Genomic DNA, 16476 nt, shown 5'->3' on the forward strand with positions numbered 1-16476 from the left:
GGTTTCTGCACGAGATGGGCCTGGCCGAACCGGGGCTGAACCTCCTCGTTCGGGCCGCGTACAAGCTGTTGGACCTGGAGACGTTCTTTACGGCCGGGCCGAAAGAGGCGCGGGCCTGGACGGTTTTAAAAGGGACAAAGGCGCCGCAGGCGGCGGGCAAAATTCATTCGGATTTTGAAAAGGGGTTTATCCGCGCCGATGTCTATCATTATGACGATCTTTTGAAGTACGGTTCGGAGCAGAAGGTTCAGGAGGCGGGGTTGATGCGGCTGGAGGGGAAAGAATACGTCGTGCGCGACGGCGACATCATGCACTTCCGGTTTAATGTGTGAAAGCTCGGGAGGTCTGTTTGTTCCATCATCTTCGTAGGGCCTTTCGTGCCTCAACAGGAACACGACTCATCCAAAGAACTTCGCCCCATGCGGAAAGCCGGCTTTCTTTCCACGGCGGGGAACGAAGATGATTCCACAAACAGACCCCCCGAGCTTTTTTACTTAGTGCCTGAATTACTTCACCGAAACCGACAATTTAACCATATTGTCGGAATCGCCGCTCTGGCGGACGATGTTGTCCCAGTAGTTCATCTTGCCGTCGATCTTGGTCTGGAGCTTGTTCTGGCGCGAAGCGACGGTCTTGTCGGTCCCGCTCACCTTCACCGTCAGGTTGAAGTCGCTGGAGATGGTCCCTTCCAGCCCGTTATGCCAGTCGTTGACATACTTGATGACGCTGTCAAGCGAGCCCGACTTGCACTGAATCTCGGACGGCTCCACGGATGAGTCGCTGGAGAAGGCGCAATTCTCCTTGGACAGCTTGTCATTCAAGCCCTTTTCAATCCCCTTCTTGGCCACCTCGGTGGCCACCTCTTTGACCTTGGCGGCCTCGGAGCTTCCCCCAGTGGGGATATCGAAGGCCATCGCCTTTACGGCAAAACAAAAAATCGCAATGCCCAAAAGACTTAAAAGCAGTTTTTTCATAGTGTTATCTCCTTATTTTAGTTTGACGTTTAATTAAATCACTTTTCGCCTCTGCAAACTCCGCTCCCAAGCCGCTTCATCCGCCACTGGCGGCGCGGCTTGGGAACCCTCCTTTGTGTTAAACAGTGTGGCAATAAGCTTTTACAAAGGGTAATAATCTATACTAATGGGGGAGGCATGACAATTGAAATCTTTAAGGCATCTAATAAAGCCACTTCTTGATTTTTCCGCGCCCGTCCAAAACGGCGCCGTGGCGCCTGCAGGTCCAGCACATGTAGGAGATGCTGACGAAATACGAATGGGGGAGGCGGTTTAAGGCGCCGATTTTGCAACCGAGGAGGGCGGTCTTTCCGCCGAACCCCAACGGGCCGATGCCCAGCTGGTTTGAGGAATTGACGATATCCTGTTCCAGACGGGCCAATGGCGTCACCGGGTTGATGTCGGTCAATTTTCTTAAAAATTGCTCGCGCGCGCAAAGATAACTGCTCAACCGGTCCCCGCCGATTCCCACGCCGATCACCCCGGGGCCGCAACCGGCCGACTGGGCGCGGGTCAGGGCGTCAAGGATGCACTTTTTGGCCCCCTCCAGGTCGGCGGAGGTCCCCAATTTGGTATCCGGGAGGAGGTATTGCGCCCCCATATTTTCGCAGGCCGACCCCTTCATGATCAGCCGCACCGAAATGTCTTTCCGGTGGCTCTGATGAAAGACCATGGTGGGCATTCCGGGGCCCAAATTGTTGTGCGCCATCCCGCCGGTTAGGGTGTCCATGGAACTTTGCGGGAGGTACCCGGCGCGAGTGGCCTTGACCACCGCTTTGCGGATTTCTTTCCCGAAGCCTTCTTCATCGAATTTTCGGGGACAATCGACGGCAAAAAAGAGGGACACGCAGTCGCGGCAGACCGGAAGCTTTTGGCTTCGCGCCAGCTCCATATTGGCCTTGATCGTCTCCATGGCGTAGGCCCCTTTGGTGCGGGAGGCCTCCTGCGGGGTCTTTTCTTCGATTGTGCGCGACACATCCTCTGGGAGTTCGGTAGCCGTTTTATGGATGATCTCGACTAACGATTCGTGCAACTGTTTGGTTGCGGGCATACCTGTTATTATAGTGGGAGAAGCGGGAAAGGACAAATAATTTCAGATGGTTGTTAAATTTGCTTTTTCTCGCTGACATGAAGGATCAACTGGAAGGGAACATGTTTTTGAATGGCGCGAAAGAACTTATCCTGCGTAATCAACAGGGCGCCGTTTTCGCGGGCCGTGAGGGCAATCAGCAGATCGTTTTGAATGCTCTCAAGGGTCCGCTCGTCATGGCTTCCGGCAACCTGTCCGGCTATTTCTCCCGCTGTTTTCCACATTTCCACTGTCGGGGCCGGAAGAAAGGCGACCATGCGGGTCATCCTTTCAACCCGCTTTTTCACCTCGCCGGAGCGGATGCAACGGATCAGCTCCTGGTAAACAACAGGGCAAATCCGGATAATGTATTTTTTGAAATAGGAATCGTAAAGAAGTTTGGGAAAGCGGCCTTTGAGAAAATCGAAATAGATGTTCGTGTCAAAGAAGGCTTTCATCGATATCTTTTTCGCCGGCGATCCCGTAGAGTGGGGCGTGGGCCTGCCATGAGCGGAGTCTTTCCACTTCGTCATCAATCAGCGTTCTGATCACCCGGGACTGGTTCGTTTTTTTCTTCTGTTTTTTAAGAAGAAGGGCAAGGTTTTTTCTGGGAACCCAGGCGGTGACCCGGATGAGTTTTTCGCCGCTTAAATGGCGCACAGAGCCTCCTTTCCGTTTGCATCATACAAAATAACATAGTTGTATGATCAAGTCAAAGGCGATTCCGCAAAATTCTGGCGGGTTGTATCGGTAAGGGCGGACTGTGTTTATTTCTGTTTCCTTTCATCATCGGTTGGAATAATGAAAAGTTGCTATGAATTTCAGGGATTTTTATCAGCCCGGAAAAATAGACTTTTCCTTCGAAACCTTTCCTCCCAAAGACGAGGCGGGGGTGACCGGTTTGTTTGAAGCTTTAAAGGAACTGGCCCCGTTCAGACCGGCCTTTATTTCCGTCACCTACGGGGCCGGCGGATCGACGCGCGATCTGACGCGCGATCTCGCCGTTCGGATTCACCGGGAGCTCCATCTCACGACGGCGTTTCATTTTACCTGTGTCGGGGCCGACCGGCTGGCCATCCGTTCTTATGTAGAACATCTTAAAAAAGAGGGGTTGAATCTCATTGTCGCCCTTCGCGGCGACCCGCCCAAGGGGGAGACAAAGTTTGTCAAACCGGCGGATGGTTTTTTGTATGCCACGGAACTGGTCAGGTATTTGAAGGAGATCGACGGTTTCAGCATTGCGGTGGCCGGCTATCCGGAAGGACACGTCGAAGCCAAAAGCAAAAAAGAGGATTTGATTCATTTGAAGGAAAAGGTTGACTCCGGCGCCGACATCGTGATCACCCAGCTTTTTTTCGATAACGCCGATTACTTTGATTTTGCGGCCCGGGCCAAAAAGATCGGAATCACGGTCCCGATTATCCCCGGTATTCTTCCTGTTTTGAATTTAAAGCAACTGACGCGAATCACCTCGATGTCCGGGGCGAAAATTCCCGATGATTTGCGATTGGAGCTGGAGGCTTGCGGCGAAGACAACGACAAGATGCGGGAGGTGGGTATCCGGTGGGCCACGCGTCAGTGCCGCGATCTTGTCGACAAAGGCGCGCCGGGGATTCACTTTTATATTCTGAACCGCGCCTACAGTACCCGACGAATTATCGAAAATCTGCAAAAATAGAGGCTTATTTGTTTTTTCCCTTTCCTTGTCCCTGCCCCTGGCCCTCTCCTTGTCCCGTTGTTTTGTCCTTCCCTTTTGCTTTTCCCTGTCCCGATTCATCATCCGACCCGCTTTCCTGTTGGGTCGCTTGATCATCGGACGCGTTGTCTGATTTGTTTTTCCTGGCCTTGCTCTCCTTGATCAGGGCGACGCGCTTTTTGTTTAAGTCGCCGGGATGGATCCCCAATTGATGGGCCAGCTCTCCCCAGCCCGTGCCCGGTTTTCGGGCGGCGATGATTTCCTCCAGCGTCTTTTCGCTCTGCTGATCCAGAAGGTTGAGATAATAAATCTCCCCCAGGGTGTAGCCCTTTTTGGTCAGCGCCGTGACCACCGTGTTGGCGATATTGAAGGTCTCGCTTATTTCGGAGACAACCTCCACGGCCCCTTCGGATGTCTGCCCCTTGTCGGTCAGGCCGTTTAAAAAGAGGTCCAGCACCTCAAGGCCCGTCTGGATTTTGGACATCACATCCGTGGCGCCGGCGGAAAAAACGAGGCCGGTGGACAGGACCAATGAAAAAACAATACAGCGGATTGTTTTCATGGAAATTCTCCTTTCAAAATGATTTGAGACAACTCATCGAAACTCTCCACTACCCAATCCGCTTCCTTCAACTTCTCCCGCGGATACGAGTGGGTCAGCCCCGCGCATTTCATCCGCGCCCGGTGGGCGGCCTCGATCCCCGCCCGCGAATCCTCCAGCGCCAGACAGTTTTCCGGCCGGATTTCAGCGTTTTTTTGTTTGAGCCGCGCGAGGGCCAAGAGATATCCTTGAGGATCGGGCTTGCCGTGCTTTGTCTCCTCGGCGCTGACAATGGTTGCAAAGGCGTCGGCAATTTCAGCCTTTTTCAGGGCAAAGTCAATCTCCGAACGAAGGGCGCCGGAGACAACGGCAAGGAGGCATTTCCCGCGGGTTTTTTGGATGAAGTCCAGAACGCCCGGAAAAAATTTGAGTTTCTTTTCAAGGATGGGCAGATAAAGATCCGCTTTTTTCCGGATCAAGTCTTTGAGTTTTTTTGGGGTCGGTTTTTTCCCATTGCGTTCAAAAATCGCCTCAATCAACCCCTTGTCGTCAAATCCCAGATAGATGTCCCAATAGTCTTTTTCCGTCAGCGTGATTTCTTCTTCGGCCAGGACTTTTTGAAAACATTCGCAATGAATATGTTCATCGTCGACGATCAATCCATTAAAATCGAAAATGATTGCACGAAATTTCATTCATCGGGCGTAGGGGCAACCCCCTGTGGTTGCCCAACAAGGGCGGCCACGGGGGGCCGCCCCTACAATTCTCCGGCAATTTCCCTCGCAAAATAGGTCACAATCAACTGCGCGCCGGCTCTTCGTATTGCCGTCAGCGTCTCCAGGGCAATCGCCCGTCGATCAAGCCACCCTTTTTCCGCCGCCGCGCAAATCATCGCATACTCGCCGCTCACCTGATAGGCGGCGATCGGGAGTTTTGTCTCACCCCGGACGCGGGCGATCACGTCCAGCGAGGGAAGGGCCGGCTTGATCAGGATGATATCCGCCCCCTCCTCCTCGTCGATTTTCGCCTCCCGGAGGGCCTCGCGGGCATTGGCGATATCCATCTGATAGGTTTTCCGGTCGCCGAATTTCGGCGCCGATTCGGTAGCAAAGCGAAAGGGGCCGTAAAAGGCCGAGGCATATTTAACGGCGTAGCTCATGATCGGCAGATGAGCGTAACCGTTTTCATCCAGCGCTTGGCGGATCGCCTTTACACGCCCATCCATCATGTCCGACGGAGCCGCCATGTCGGCCCCGGCCTCGGCCTGTGAGAGGGCGGTTTTGGCCAAAAGCTCAAGGGAGGGATCGTTTTCAATCTCCCCTTTTTTATTCACGACGCCGCAATGGCCATGATCCATGGATGAGCACAGGCAGACATCGCCGATCACCGCCATCTCCGGGATTTTTGTTTTTATGGCGCGGATTGTGTTCTGCACCACGCCGTTTTTGTCATAAGCGCCTGTTGCCCGCGCATCTTTTTTTGAAGGAATGCCGAAGAGAATGACCGATCTGATCCCCCGCTTCCAAAGTTCCTGCGCCTCGATAATTGTCTCGTTGACCGGGAATTGATAAACCCCGGGCATCGAGGGGACAGGGATCTTCTCGTGAATTCCCTCCTTAATAAACAAAGGGGCGATCAACTGGCGGGGGCTCAAATCGGTCTCGCGGACCAGTTCCCGCAAAATCCCGCTACTTCGCAACCGCCGGGTTCTTTGGATGGGTGAAGGCACGATCGGCAAAACTTACTGTGTTTGGGAGAGGTTTGTCAAACGCCCCATCAATTCAAAAGAGGATCGAACTCACGCGCCTTGGCGAGCTGTTTTTCGAAGTTGGCGAGCGTGTTTTGGCGGAACTCCACCAGGTCGGTGTAGAGGTCGCCGATCTCCCCGCGGATGTCGTCCTGCACCCGCGAGATCTCCTCCAGCTGGCGGGAAATTTTTTGAAGCAGTTTTATAATTTCTTTCTCCATACCCTTTGAACCCCCTTCATTGGGGGTTATCGGTGCCTGCTCCGCAAAAGTTGCGTGTTTTTTTTAAAAATTTGAAAAAAATATGCCCGGAAGGACGCAACTTTCATGGACTGCCGGCCGATAATATTACTAAGGGAATAGTGTGCCCTTAATAATCGTGTTATGGTAAAATAATCCCATGCCTGAAGGTTCATCCCAGGAAAAAACAGAAGATGCGACGCCACGGCGACTGCGCGAGGCCCGCAAAAAGGGGCAGGTCCCCAAGAGCAGAGATGTCAACATGATCTTTGTGATGATCTTTGTTTTTATCGTCCTGGCCTTTTCCTTTGGCTTTATGGGGGGGGAGTTCAAGAAGTTTTTCCAGCTCTGCTTCGACTCGGTGGCCAAACCGGAAATCGACGGCGCCACCCTGTGGGACCTGGGGAAGGCGGGGCTTTTGACCTTTGCCAAGGCGCTTGGCCCCCTCTTTGTCGCCGGGGTTTTTGTGGCCTTTCTGGTCGGCCTTATTCAGGTGGGGCCGGTCTTCTCCGGCGAGCCGCTTAAATTCAAGCCGGAGAGGCTCAATCCCGTCGAGGGGCTTAAAAACATGTTCAAGGTGGTGACCTTTATCGAACTCATCAAAAACATCGCCAAGATCGCCGTCGTTTTCTACCTCGCCTATTCCACGATTTACAAGAGACTCGAAGAAATTCTCTTGAGTTCCCGCATCGATGTCCTCCTCTCGGCCCAGCTCACGGGGGGGATTATTTTTGAATTCATCGTCAAGGTCTGCATCGCCTTTGTCATTCTGGCGATTATCGACTACGCCGTCCAGCGGTGGAATTTCATGAAAAACATGCGGATGACCAAGGAGGAGGTCAAACGGGAATACAAACAGGACGAGGGAGACCCCGCCATCAAGGGGGAACGGCGTCGTCTGCATCGCGAGATGGCCTTTGGAGATCTCCGCAAGGCGGTGAAAAAGGCCGATGTCGTTGTGACCAATCCCGTCCACGTAGCGGCGGTGGTCGAATACAACAAGGAAGAGATGGGGGCCCCAACGCTTACCGCCAAGGGGCAGAGGGCCTTTGCCCAGATGATTGTCGATATGGCCAACGAAGAGGGAGTGTCGATTGTCCGAAATATCCCGCTGGCCTGGTCTCTGGTTCATCTGGAAATAGGCGACGAGGTCCCCGAGGCGCTCTACGAGGCGGTGGCCGAAGTCCTCACCATGGTCTACGAAATGAAGGGGCCAGGGGCCCCGGCCAGAGAACCGGGGGTGACCTCCAAGGCGCCTGGAGCTCCCACCGGAGGGTCAAAGCCTTCCGTATATGCCTGATTATCCTCTGATTTTTCCCGCAAATTTTTCACGCAACTTTTTCCGACAATCGCCGATAAGTGAGGAGGGGATAAAACGAAACATACAAAATTATGGCGATCGGGCAGGTCTACATAACGGTCGGCCCCAAAACGGCCGAACAGATCGATAACTGGGATGACGGCCGGCATGTGGTGGATGGCAATACCGACCAGGACAGTCAGGGTTTTCAGTCGGGTCTCTTTGTCCGCCATCTGGACCTGCAAAAGGAGGTCGGGGGAAAAAAGCTGTATGGCTACTCCGTGGATCTGACGGCTGACGGACTTGAAAAATTCAAGGCCCAAATTCAATCCACCTACGGCCCTTCAAAAAAATCCTTTCTCGAAAGCCCCACGCAACTCCACATGGCAAACCTCCTGGAGGCCCTCGAAAACCCCGGTCGTTTTGTTCTGCGTTTAAGCGCCGGGGCCAAAACGACAAAAACACTTGCGGGCATTTTTGGCGACATGCTGACCATCGAAGGGACGTTCAAGGATTCAAAAAAACCGCTCAACCGGATTCGGATCTACCTCGACAGCGATCATATCACCCCCTCCCAGAGCGACCGATTCAAAAAATATGTCGAATGGATTCAGGACTACGCCCGCCAAAAAGGATCCCCCACCGAAAGCAAAATCTTCAATGATTGCGGCCCCGAATATTTCACCCTCTATCTTTTCGCCCTGGCCCATCAGGAGCCGACGGCGGTCAAAGACGGCCCTTTTGTGAGGGAGCGCGATCGGAGCCATATCAGCAGGGCCTATGCCCGGTTTCTTGAAAGACCGCGTGATACAAGAGGTTTGACCCCGCAGGAGAAGGCCGGCGAAGATAAAGAAAAGATCGAGGCGGTTCATTATCTGGCAAAAATACTGCAGGAAGGGAGAAATCTTCCCCCGGAAGGGAAAAAAATTCTGGAGGGCCTTCTTCGTGATAAGGCGGAGCCTGTCTCCCTTGCGGCCCTTGAGACTTATACCGTTTTCCTCCTTCAGCAGGAAGAATATCAGACCGACGACATCGAACAGGTTGTAGACCTCCTTGTCCCCAAAGAAGCGGGGGAAGAGTCGCTCGAAGATGAGCCGGGACATCCCTCAAAGCCGCCTGTCGACCCGGTCGCGGAAGGCGCAGCCCGGAGCTTGAATGAACTTTTCCAAAAAAATCCCCGTTCCCTCGACGAGGCATTATTGAAGATCCTTCTTGACCCGCAAGATACAGGGGCAAGGAAGGTTGTTTTTCAGGCATTTTGGGCGCTTGAAGGGCGTGAGATCAATCAGGCGCCGCTGACCCGGTTTGTCCCCCTTCTGGCTGACGAGGATCAAGGCATCGTGGCCCAAACAGCGGCCTACCTCAAGTACGGCTTCGAGGTGAACAACAACCGCCCCGATGTGGTCGATCGCTTGGCCGAACTTCTGGAGGACAAACAGACCGAAGTTCGCAAGAAGGTCTTTGATGTTCTGTCCTACGCGGTGCAAAAGGGGCAAAAGCTGACGGAGGCCGCCTTTCAAAAACTCTCCTTTATTTTCAGGGCCTATGAGGGGGAAGAGCGGGAGCAATCACTTGTCCTTATGGAAGAGGCAATGTTCCAGGGGCAAGAACTTCCGGACAGGATGATGCAGACGATTCTTAATGAACTGGATATCAGTGAGGCCGGCTCCCCCCTTGTCCCCCGCATGCTCAATATCATCGCCATTGCGGCGAGCCTGGATCAACAACTTCCGCCGCCGACCCTGCCGCTTGTCCGCAGATTTGCCGGTGATTCCAAAAAGGAAGTTCGGGAGAGCGCGCTCCGGATTCTCCATTTTATTGCTGTTGTTGAAGAGAAGGAAGGAATGTCTCCGGAATTAACCGAGACCGATTACCTTTTTTTGAGCGACTCGCCGGAAGGACGGATCCGCATCGCGGCGGCCAAGGGGCTGGGGCGTCTCGCCGGGAGGGGTACTCCCTTAAGTTCACCATCGCTCAACTTTCTGGAGCACTCGCTTAAAGACCCTTACCGGATCGATATTCAGCCGATCATCGACGATCGGCAAAAGAATTCCCCCGCCATGAAGCCCGAAGCGATTCAGGCGGGGGTTCTGGACGAGTACGAACCGTTGACCGTCACGCACTGGGCTTTGTCGGCCCTTCAGACTGTTGCCGAACATGGGCAATCCCTTCCCCCTTCGACGCTTGCGGCGGTTAAACAAATCCATGAAAAACCGGCTGTCGAACAAAGCGCTCCGAAGGTCAAAAAATTGAGAAAAACGGACGAGTACGAGTTTCAACGGACCACGGCGGCCCAAATTTTAAACACAGCCTCCAAAAATCAGCCGAACGACCTACGCAAGCTGGGCTGGATGGTGAGATAGAAATAAGCCGGGCATCTGGCTTTGCCAGTGCGAGGCGCGGGGTTTGGGGCCATGTGAGGCGAACAAAATCAAGATGCGAGCCCGCCACACTACGTGGCGGGTCCGCCAAGTTTTTTGGCGGATAGCAACAATCGGGCCGAACGGGCCCCAATAAAAAATGTCTTCTTCCTTTAAAATCAACGAAGGGATTTACTGGCTTGAGGCGCAAGCCTCTTATGAGGGGAATCTCCAGCTGCTCATCGATCGAATCAACACCCAGACTCTGGGGGACGAGCAGAGATACCTCGATCCCGATGAGATAAAAAAGTTTCATCCCGCTGATGAAAAAGAGAAAGAGGTCAAAGATCTCCTGACCGAATGGGTTAAAGAGGATTATCGGACCATCGAATTTTCGATGCCGAACGATTCCGGAGTCCCCTCCTTTCTGATTGTGGACGATGGCGATGGCCGCCTCGAAATCGATGGAGAAAGCAGGGACACCATTTTTTCCCCTGCCTTTAATGAGCGGGGAAAACCGAAATGGAAGCCGGATGTCCGGGGAGAAAAGTTAGGATCATATCTGAAGGCCTTTGGGGTTTTTTCTCCTTCCACTCCGCTTCATCTTCAGAACATCGAGAGGGTGCGGGAGGCCTATTTTCGCGCCTCCGGTCATTCCGAGTTGTTCGGTTTTGAAGAAGCGGCCGGTTTTTTGGACAACCTGGAAAAAGGTTTTCAAAATGGCCTCCCAAAGGAAAATCTTTCGGAAGATTATGCTTTTCTCTCCGAATGGTTTGTCTCTCACCGAAGCAAATGGCTCAACGAAGATGAGGCCTCCGGACCGGAAGAGACTTTTTCGTTTCGGGAGGGAGTCGCATTGCTTATCGAAATGGGGCATATGGGAGGGGGGTCATCTGTTTTGAACGCCCTCAATGAACTCTCCTCATTCGAGTGGCAGGCCCTCTTTCGAAACCCCGAATTTTCACTGACGCTGGCCAACCATATCGCGGAAATGGGAAAAGAGGATCCTTTATGGCTCAACCTCTCTCCCAAAACGCCGGAAGCCGATCTGGTTTTCACCTTTGGCCGGGTGAGCCAAAAAACCCGTTTTTCTCAAAAAGAACAAAACGGCATCTGCGACCGGTTTTGCCGGGCGCTTGAAAAAAACGGGCAGGTCGAAAGCCGCGTAACGCCCGGGGAGCTTTTCATTTCCATCCGGGGGATCAACAATTTATTGGCGAACAATCCGCGCTACGAGCCGGAGGCGAAACTGGTCAACCGTCTGTACCATTTTATCAACGGTTTTCAGACAATCCCGCCCGATAAAATCGATTCGTGGAAGACTCCGGGCTCTCTTCCCAACAATCCTTTCGATCAGGAGAGATGGAACAATGGGCGCCTGATGGATCTGAATCTCGATATCCTGAAGGAGGCCTTTCTGGCTCTGGATATGGCCGGCTATGATGGAAGAAAGCTTAAAAAACAGGTCAATGGCCTGATTTTGAAAGACAGCGATATCCACGAACCGCAGGACGTTCTGACCGCCCTCTCCATGGTTCTTCATGAACCCCTTCCCCATGTCCCCCGCTCCGATGCCTATGTCCAGTTCTACAAGAGGGTGATCGCTCGTCAGATGCTGGCCCGGCGGAAGGAGGATGGAAAACTGGATCGGGAACTGGAACGGCTTCAGACCATGAACCAGATCGGCCGGGAACTGGAACGGATGTTTTGGGGGAACGAATCTTTCCGGGAAAGCATGCTCCAGGGGAATGAGGCGGAGCTGAACCGGCAGTTCAAGGAGAATCTCGACTCGCGGGACCGCATTTTGGCCCGGAACTTTCTTCCCCTGGCCGTCATGGAATATCTCTATCGCGCCCATGCCGCCAACGCAGAAGGAAAGCCAATGCCCGAATACCGCAATGCATATGGACAGGCTTGGGGGAGAATTGATCTTGGGATGCAAACAGGGGAAATTGATCTTGGTGTCATTGTTTCAACCCGTCTGAAAAACGCCGATTATAGCGATGTGGAAGATGCCGGTTTCTCCCGTTTCCTGGCGGACGGACAGGAGACGCCCGCCTGCCGAAAAATTCTCGAATGGTGCGAGGGGCAGGAGGACCGCCTTCCCTTTAATGTATTTTGGAGACAGTTGAACGAGCGGGAACTGAACGATTATATCATCGACCCGAAGGATGCGCGGGCGCAGGCGATCACGGCTATTTTTATTCTTCGTTCGTGGTCTTCCGGGATCAACGGCCGCATCGAAAATTATTTCGCCTGGCTGGAGGGACATGACGACCCCGGAAAATTTACCGTCACCGAGAGGCTCGCCTTTCTGGAAGGGTTCCGCCATTCCGATCTCAAGCATCTTGTCCCCAATTATTTGTCCCGTTTTTTTGCCGATCCCAATGAACTGGTGCGCCAGAAGGCCTTCGGGATCTACGCGGAGCTGGGATATCCCGACGCCATTGCCCGCAATTTTTTGGGGGGGGGAGACCTTTTTGATATGCCCCCCGAGTCCAGACGGAAACCGGGCGCTTTTATGGATGCGCTGAACAACGTGACAATCCCGACAGAACAAAAAGAAGGATCGCTTGAAGAAACTTTTCTGAATCAGGGAACCACGGAGATTATCGGAACGATTGTCGGTTTTCAGAACAACCGGAACGATGTATCCCGGTTCCGGGGGAAAAAAAGAAGGTACGAACCGGAGAAGTTAAGCGTTTTCCGGTATCAGCCGCCGGGCGGAAATTTATTTCCGACGACGGAGGGGTGTTTCCAAAGGCGCTTGAACCGCCTCCAAAACCCCGACGAAGATCATCCGTTCGCCTATCGGCGCCTTTCCCGCCGGCTGGTGAATACGGGAGACGAGCGTGTTGTCCCGGTACTGGTGGATGTGCTGATGAGCGAGGCGCCTGTAGCCGTGGGGGATCGTCCCCTCTATCCCCTCATGCCGGCGCTGGATACTTTGCTGGCAATCATTGAGACAGGGAAGAGAGAGGTTGTCGAGCAGGGGTTGGTGCGGACTATTTCTCATACCGAATCCCCCGGGCCGCTGGCTCAAGTTCTCCCCCAGCTTCTCTTGAAATGGGGGAGGGACAACAATGTGGATGTGGTTCTTGCGTTTAGAAAAGCGGTTTTTCAGTACGATTCGGGGGTCAATATCGAAATAGAAAGGCTCCATCAGGAGCTTGAGGATGAAAAAGGGAAAAACCCCTGGTTTGTCGACGAGAACCGCATCGATCAGTTGGAAAGCGAACTTGTCGATCTGTATGCCGGGGAATTCCGGCGCCGGGTTGTCGCGCATCCGGAGGCGCTCGATCAACTGATCGCCTCCCTTTATAACGAGGTGAGACGGCAGTATCTTGTGGGACAGTTAAAGCGCTTTGGGGTTGCGGCCGTGCAGGAGATGACCCGCCGGATTGAAATTCTGTCCAAAAAAATCGACGACCCCTCTTTTTCCCCCCTTGAACGGGAGGAGTTCCAGATCCAGAGGGAAAAGTTGCTGGAGGTCCTGCTGGCGATTCAGTGATGTTGACCTGTTGCGTCATTCTTTAAAAAAAAGGCGCAACATTTTCTGTTTTTAGCCGATAAGAGAAATAGAGGGTTATGACAGACAAGTTCTACATCTCGGTTGGCCGAAAGACCGCGGAATATCTGGATAATCTGGATGATGGTCATCATGACTTAAATCCCGACACGGTGGATATTGCCGACCAGAACGCCGCCTTTGAAACCGGGGCCTTCCGCACCACCGGCGCCAAAGCGGTGGTGAACGGCAAAGACAGGTATATCTGTACTGTCGATCCGGCCGATCCGAATTATACCGGTTTCAAGGACGGGTTTATTGCCGACTATGGCCCCCACAGGGCCGGTTATGAAAATCAGGCCGGTAGCGCGGAAATTATCAATCTTCTCTCGGCCATGGAAAATCCCGATGTTCTTTCTCTGGTTATTCCGGTGGAAACGGTTGATCTTCCCGCCCTTCAACAGATCTTTTCCGACCCTGGTGTTCTGACGGTGGGTGATCCCTACGCCGGCACAACCCTCACAAAGGTAACGGTCATCTTCGACAAGGCAAACCTGACCGATGCCCGGCGGGGGGAGTTGAAGAAATTTTTGGGCGAGGTGGGCAAAAGCGCCTCCGAGGGAAAGGAGACATGGAATAATCCCGCCTGGCTTAATTTAATTGGTGTTGCGGCCGAAGAGGTGGGTGAGGGCGAAGCAGGGGGCGCCCTTGCACAAAAAATCAACGATTGCAACCAACGGACGGATAATCTGCCGGAATGCCTTGACGAAGCGCTTCCGTCCCCCCCCTTGCCCCCGTTGACTTTGGAAGAAGCCAAAAAGGACGTTCGCAAGTATCTCATGGAGTTTGCCGCTGACCTGCCCAAGGCAGACACCAAGATATATGTTCAAGTTCATCAACGGGAAATCGATGCTTATGTGGCCAGCAGAGAAAAACTACTGAAGACGGATGCCGAAAAGGCCGAATTACAGAAATTCTACGAAATTGAGTCTAAAGCCGTTTTAAAATGGGAAAGAAGGGTCGAGGCTGAGCAGACGTCTGCTTTATTCTTAGCGGTCGAGGCGCCACTGGCATTTCTTGGATTACCTGTTCTTCCTGGTGGCCATATTCTCCCGCGAAACGCCGCCCATTTTGTACCGCCGGATCAACTCAGCAAAAAAGAATTCTATCCCCGTTGGTGGTTTCTCAATGTGGCCCGTATCTTCTACGCCGCTCCCCCTCTCACCTACTGGTGGGACAATCTCATGGAATCCGGTCAGAATGGCGATACCACTTCCAAAGGGGGGGCAATGGGGGAGCTGGTTTTCAGCCTCGCGGACGATATTTCCCGGGAAAAAAACGCATCCACGGCCGGAATGCAACTGCTCGAGCTACGGGGTCAAAAACTACCGCCGTGGGCCCAGCTTGTGCAGGGCGGGATTGATTTGTTTGCCGGTTACGGTGACGGGTACAAGAGTCTTTACTATGCCACCAAAAAGGCGGGGGTTATTGAGCAAATTAGCCAACTGCCTGATGCGATTGACGTGTCGCAGGCCGAGGCGGAATGGTATGTCGCCAATGACCATTGCAGTGATCTGACCTGTTCCGACTGGGATGGTTACTTCATGAGTTCGGAAGACCATGATCAGGCGGTGGAAGATTATCTCGAAAAGTATGGAACCAGGACCGATGAATTCGTTGAATTCGATCTGTCGGCCGAGAAGGCGGCCATCGCCATGCAGGTGAGGCCACGCATGGCCAATGAGCAATTAGGATTTGTTTCGGACAGGATCGCCAATCAGGGGCCTCTTTTCGGTCTGGTTGCCGGTCTGGTCACATCCGTTGGTTTGCCGGTTCTTCACTTGGGGAACGAACTCGATCGCCCTTGGGCGATCAATCCTTTTCCAAAGGATGTGGCGGATTATGAAAATCTCGTTCCCCCCAATTATACCGAAGAGGATTTTAAAACCGATCAACGGAATGCCCTGTTTCTTGAGGGGGGGTTGCGCCTCCTTGGTACAGGGGAGGCTTTTATCGCCCCCGAATGGAACGAGCCAGGCCATCCCTATGATCCCTATGTAGGGGTTGGACTGGGGCGGATGAACCGGAGTTTGTTGCAGGCCGCCCCCATCGAAAATCTTCAGGGAATACTTTTGGACAATGTTGATGGATCAACCCTGTCGATGCTCCCGGTGGGTGTCCTTGTCGGCTCCGATTATTTTAATTCGATTGGGGATGGCCACTACGACGGAATGATGGTGGACGATTTATTGCATGCCGAGGATGGGTGGGATAAGGCACAGGCCGGAATTGTGTTGGGCGGCAAGGCGATTGCCGAAGGGATTCGAGGGGTGGCGCTTGTCAACAATGTCAACCATCTGCCTGAAGAGGACGGGGCACAGAAGCAGGCCATAGTGGGGTTATATGCCGGGCATCTTGCCCTTTATGGAGCGGGAATGGCGGGCTATTTGTTCAGTGACCGGTCGCGGGCACGGGCCGATCTTCGGACATTTGAACTCTACAAAGACGGTCACCTGGCTTCCGGGGCGATCCCGCGGAGGAACGGATCGGTTCTCGCGTGGAATTTGAATCCCGAATTGACGCCGACGCAGGTTGGTTTACAGGTGACATTCCGCAACGTTTCGTTGAAAGATAAAAAATAAAGGAGAATGTTCATGCCAAGTATTGGAATAGGAACCACCCCATTAATAGCAACCGGGACTCATCATATGGACTATGGTAAAAATTTAGGGGACAGGCAAGTAATTCACGAATCGGACGAGATGCCGTCGCTTCCATGCTTTGACCGTCTCGGTTTCGTTAAACGGGCTGGTGAGGATTGCGGTGAGGGTTGGACATTGACGATGGGTCTTCAAGCTGATAAAGGCTCGTAGTCAATGCCCCCTGAAGATGATATACTCTTCAAAATTGGTTCCCCGTGATGAAGGGGAAAGAAGGGGATATTCGGGATGCTCTGGAAAATCCGGATGAAATTCGCCGTAGTAGCCGGGACCCGGATGTTTA

The 16476-nt window shown here is 53.2% G+C and carries 14 protein-coding genes; 6 read left to right on the plus strand and 8 right to left on the minus strand.

The window, feature by feature from the left end:
* On the plus strand, positions 1 to 332 hold a 332-nt coding region (locus HYU99_07380), incomplete at its 5' end, for a DUF933 domain-containing protein (protein ID MBI2340166.1).
* 174 nt (positions 333 to 506) lie between these two features.
* On the opposite strand, the gene HYU99_07385 is transcribed toward HYU99_07380, so the two are convergent.
* From HYU99_07385 to HYU99_07400, 4 genes are all read right to left on the minus strand, one after another.
* Positions 507 to 974, minus strand: a complete 468-nt coding sequence (locus tag HYU99_07385) for a hypothetical protein (GenBank protein MBI2340167.1) — start codon at positions 972 to 974, stop codon at positions 507 to 509.
* Positions 975 to 1176: 202 nt separating this feature from the next.
* Positions 1177 to 2064: a fumarate hydratase gene (locus HYU99_07390; protein ID MBI2340168.1), complete on the minus strand. Its 888-nt coding sequence runs from the start codon at positions 2062 to 2064 to the stop codon at positions 1177 to 1179.
* A gap of 53 nt (positions 2065 to 2117) precedes the next feature.
* The gene (locus tag HYU99_07395) at positions 2118 to 2540 is read right to left on the minus strand and encodes a PIN domain-containing protein (protein ID MBI2340169.1); all 423 of its coding nucleotides are present in this window, start codon (positions 2538 to 2540) and stop codon (positions 2118 to 2120) included.
* Positions 2524 to 2742, minus strand: coding sequence for a hypothetical protein (locus HYU99_07400; GenBank protein ID MBI2340170.1), 219 nt, complete (start codon positions 2740 to 2742; stop codon positions 2524 to 2526). Before HYU99_07400 ends, HYU99_07395 begins: the two co-directional genes overlap by 17 nt.
* Before the next feature lie 154 nt (positions 2743 to 2896).
* On the opposite strand from HYU99_07400, the gene metF reads away from it, so the two are divergent.
* Positions 2897 to 3760, plus strand: a complete 864-nt coding sequence (gene metF / locus HYU99_07405) for a methylenetetrahydrofolate reductase [NAD(P)H] (protein ID MBI2340171.1) — start codon at positions 2897 to 2899, stop codon at positions 3758 to 3760.
* A 4-nt stretch (positions 3761 to 3764) separates the two neighbouring features.
* On the opposite strand, the gene HYU99_07410 is transcribed toward metF, so the two are convergent.
* The 4 genes from HYU99_07410 to HYU99_07425 form a co-directional block, all read right to left on the minus strand.
* Positions 3765 to 4340, minus strand: coding sequence for a hypothetical protein (locus HYU99_07410; protein MBI2340172.1), 576 nt, complete (start codon positions 4338 to 4340; stop codon positions 3765 to 3767).
* The gene (locus HYU99_07415; GenBank protein ID MBI2340173.1) at positions 4337 to 5014 is read right to left on the minus strand and encodes an HAD family phosphatase; all 678 of its coding nucleotides are present in this window, start codon (positions 5012 to 5014) and stop codon (positions 4337 to 4339) included. Before HYU99_07415 ends, HYU99_07410 begins: the two co-directional genes overlap by 4 nt.
* A gap of 62 nt (positions 5015 to 5076) precedes the next feature.
* Positions 5077 to 6048, minus strand: coding sequence for a porphobilinogen synthase (gene hemB / locus HYU99_07420; GenBank protein MBI2340174.1), 972 nt, complete (start codon positions 6046 to 6048; stop codon positions 5077 to 5079).
* A 47-nt stretch (positions 6049 to 6095) separates the two neighbouring features.
* Positions 6096 to 6287 (minus strand): hypothetical protein, encoded by a 192-nt coding sequence (locus HYU99_07425; protein MBI2340175.1) that lies wholly within the window; start codon positions 6285 to 6287, stop codon positions 6096 to 6098.
* A gap of 178 nt (positions 6288 to 6465) precedes the next feature.
* Between HYU99_07425 and HYU99_07430 the strand changes: the two genes are divergently transcribed.
* The 4 genes from HYU99_07430 to HYU99_07445 all read left to right on the plus strand — a co-directional run bounded on the left by HYU99_07430 (position 6466) and on the right by HYU99_07445 (position 16115).
* Positions 6466 to 7605, plus strand: coding sequence for an EscU/YscU/HrcU family type III secretion system export apparatus switch protein (locus HYU99_07430; protein MBI2340176.1), 1140 nt, complete (start codon positions 6466 to 6468; stop codon positions 7603 to 7605).
* 92 nt (positions 7606 to 7697) lie between these two features.
* The gene (locus tag HYU99_07435) at positions 7698 to 9968 is read left to right on the plus strand and encodes a hypothetical protein (protein MBI2340177.1); all 2271 of its coding nucleotides are present in this window, start codon (positions 7698 to 7700) and stop codon (positions 9966 to 9968) included.
* A 157-nt stretch (positions 9969 to 10125) separates the two neighbouring features.
* A complete protein-coding gene (locus HYU99_07440) occupies positions 10126 to 13476 on the plus strand; it encodes a hypothetical protein (GenBank protein MBI2340178.1) in 3351 nt (1116 codons plus the stop codon).
* Between the two features lie 77 nt (positions 13477 to 13553).
* On the plus strand, positions 13554 to 16115 hold the full coding sequence (locus tag HYU99_07445) for a hypothetical protein (protein MBI2340179.1): 2562 nt from the start codon (positions 13554 to 13556) through the stop codon (positions 16113 to 16115).
* Positions 16116 to 16476 lie beyond the last annotated feature (361 nt).

This window comes from Deltaproteobacteria bacterium, from assembly GCA_016183175.1.
Taxonomy (GTDB): Bacteria; UBA10199; UBA10199; order UBA10199; family SBBF01; genus JACPFC01.